Raw genomic sequence first — 2,026 nt, 5'->3', positions numbered from 1 at the left:
GGCGCCCGCCGCGCCGGCGACTCGGTCGCGGTGGCCACGGCGGACGGCTCGCTCGGTTCGGCGGGCACGGTCGAGGACCTGCTGCCGAGCGCCATCGAGGGCGCCCTGGCGGAGGTCGTGTACGCCTGCGCGCCGCTGAAGACGCTGCAGTCGGTCAGCCGCACCTGCACGAAATACGGCATCCCGGCCCAGGTCGCGGTCGAGGAGCCGATGGCATGCGGCACCGGAGTGTGCATGGCCTGCGTGCTCCCGGTGATCGGCGACGACGGCGCCACCCACATGGTCCGTACCTGCGTCGACGGCCCGGTGTTCCGCGGCGAACGGGTGCGCTGGGACGACGTCGGCACCATCCCGTTCGACGCGCTGGGCGCCCCGCGCGCCCTGCGGCTGGGAGAACGCCCATGAGCCGTACGCCGGGCGGTCCCGCGTGAGGAGGGCTCATGAGTGTTGATCTGCGGACCGGGCTCGGTCCGGTCGCGCTGCCGAACCCGATCATGACCGCGTCCGGCTGCGGCGGCACCGGGCGCGAGCTGGGCCGCTTCTTCGACGTCGCCAAGCTCGGCGCGATCGTCACGCCGTCGATCACTCCGGAACCGCGCGCCGGGCGCCCCGCGCCCCGGCTCGCCGAGACGCCCAGCGGCGTGCTCAACTCCACCGGGCTCCAGGGGCCCGGCATCGAGGCCTTCCTGGCGCGCGACCTGCCGTGGCTCGACGAGCACGGCGCCCGCACGATCGTCTCGATCGCCGGCAACAGCGTCGAGGAGTACGTCGAGGTCGCCAAGCGCCTCACCACCGCGCCCGGTGTGATCGCGGTCGAGATCAACACCTCGTGCCCGAACGTCGAGGACCGCGGCCTGATGTTCGCCGCCCACCCGACGGCCGCCGCCGAGATCGTCCGGGCCGTGCGCGCCAACACACGCCGGGGGGTGCCCGTCTTCGCCAAGCTGTCGGCGGACGTCACCGACATGGTCGGCGTCGCCATGGCCTGCGCGGACGCCGGCGCCGACGGCCTGTCGATGATCAACACCCTCCACGGCATGGCCGTGGACACCTGGACCTTCCGCCCGCGGCTGGCCGGCGTCACCGGAGGGCTGTCCGGCCCGGCCATCCGGCCCGTCGCGGTCCGCTGCGTCTACCAGGTGCACGCGGCGCTGCCCGAGATCCCGATCATCGGCATCGGCGGCGTGCGCACCGGCACCGACGCACTGGAGCTCGTCCTGGCGGGCGCGTCGGCGGTCGCGATCGGCACGGCGAACCTTCACGATCCGTCCGCATGCACGCGGATCCTGCGCGAACTGGACACCGCGCTGCGCGAACGCGGCATCACCGAACTGGCCGACGCGGTCGGACTGGCCCACAAACCGGCGGGCACGCTGATCCGGCGCATCGACCCCAACGTCGGCGTCGGTGAGCCGACGGAACAGGAGAGTCTGCAGTGAACCTCGCCCCCATCGCCGTCGCCCTGGACGCGCCGGACCTCGAGACGGCCGCCCGCTGGGCGACACTGGTGACACCTCACGTCAGCACGGTCAAGGTCGGGCTGGAGCTGTACCTGCGGTACGGGCCGGACGTGGTGGCCAGCGTCCGCGGCGCCACCGGCGTCCAGGTGTTCCTCGACCTGAAGCTGCACGACATCCCCGCCACGGTGGCCGGCGCGGCGCGCGCGGTGTCACGCCTCAAGCCGGCGTACCTCACCGTCCACGCGGTCGGCGGCGCCTCGATGATCCGCGCGGCCGCCGAGGCCGCGCCGAACACCAAGATCGCCGCTGTGACGGTTCTCACGTCCCTGGCGGAGGACGACCTGACGAGCATCGGCCTGGCGGGCCCGGCCCTGGACGCCGTACGCCGCCTGTCGGCGCTCGCGGTCGAGGCGGGCGCCCAGGCGCTCGTGTGCTCCCCGATCGAGGCGGCCGCGGTACGCGCGGAGGTGGGCCCGGAGGTGACCTTGATCACGCCGGGCGTCCGCCCACGCGGCGCCGCGACCCAGGACCAGGCCCGCGTGGCGACACCGGAGGAGGCCCTCGCC

3 protein-coding genes are annotated in these 2,026 nt (G+C 74.1%); all 3 read left to right on the top strand.

What is annotated here, in order from left to right:
* On the top strand, positions 1-405 hold a 405-nt coding region (locus ACFFNX_RS48610), incomplete at its 5' end, for an iron-sulfur cluster-binding protein (RefSeq protein ID WP_446678567.1).
* Positions 406-440: 35 nt separating this feature from the next.
* Positions 441-1,439 (top strand): dihydroorotate dehydrogenase, encoded by a 999-nt coding sequence (locus ACFFNX_RS48605; RefSeq protein ID WP_378213234.1) that lies wholly within the window; start codon positions 441-443, stop codon positions 1,437-1,439.
* Positions 1,436-2,026, top strand: a 591-nt coding sequence (gene pyrF / locus ACFFNX_RS48600) for an orotidine-5'-phosphate decarboxylase (RefSeq protein WP_378213233.1), incomplete at its 3' end; no start/stop codon positions are given. The genes ACFFNX_RS48605 and pyrF, both read left to right, overlap by 4 nt.

Source organism: Actinoallomurus acaciae, assembly GCF_042429965.1.
Lineage (GTDB): Bacteria > Actinomycetota > Actinomycetes > Streptosporangiales > Streptosporangiaceae > Actinoallomurus > Actinoallomurus acaciae.
This window is presented reverse-complemented; position numbering and strand designations above follow the sequence as displayed.

Bases quoted from the DNA above. Each gene is read 5' to 3' on its own strand.
- ACFFNX_RS48605 (WP_378213234.1), top strand. From the start codon at position 441: ATGAGTGTTGATCTGCGGACCGGGCTCGGTCCGGTCGCGCTGCCGAAC.